The sequence below is a fragment of the Paucilactobacillus vaccinostercus DSM 20634 genome (assembly GCF_001436295.1).
Classification (GTDB): domain Bacteria; phylum Bacillota; class Bacilli; order Lactobacillales; family Lactobacillaceae; genus Paucilactobacillus; species Paucilactobacillus vaccinostercus.
Window position 1 is genome coordinate 1 of the sequence record NZ_AYYY01000065.1, and the last position, 561, is coordinate 561.

At 34.9% G+C, this 561-nt stretch carries 1 protein-coding gene; it reads right to left on the reverse strand.

Going from position 1 to position 561, the window contains the following annotated elements; all coding sequences use genetic code 11:
- A partial coding sequence (locus FC26_RS13130; protein ID WP_235809517.1) for a transposase occupies nt 1-561 on the reverse strand: 561 nt, incomplete at both ends.

Consider the following 561-nt stretch of genomic DNA (forward strand, 5'->3'; position numbering starts at 1 on the left):
CACAGCAGAATAATTAGATTCACTCCCATAGCCCGCATCAGCTACGATATATTTGAATAGATTAAGTGAATGCATTTCAGATAAAAACGGAATTAAGGTTCTCGTATCCGTCGGATTCGAAAAAATACCATAATTTAGTACAAATTGTCCGTTAGTGGCAGCTTGTAGATTATATCCCGGTTTTAACTGACCATTCATCATTGGATCTTCCTTCATACGCATGAAAGTTGCATCATGATCAGTTTTTGAAAAACTGTTTCGACCATCAAAAATACGTTCAGCTTCTTCATACTTTTGAGTTCGAGGTAGATAATCCTTTTCCATTTTATGCGCTAATTTTTTAAGTTTTCGCCGGCGCTGTTTATTTTTAGACCCACCTTTAATAACTTTAGGTTCTTGCTCGATGACATGGTCTAAATGATCAATTTCATCTTGAGTTTTTTTCAAAATTTCAACTAACCCATCACTTGAAGTTAGATACTCTTTCTCCATTTCCTTGATGACTTGATCTTCGATCAATTCTTCATACAGGCGTGTAATTTTATCTTTAAGTATAGGATG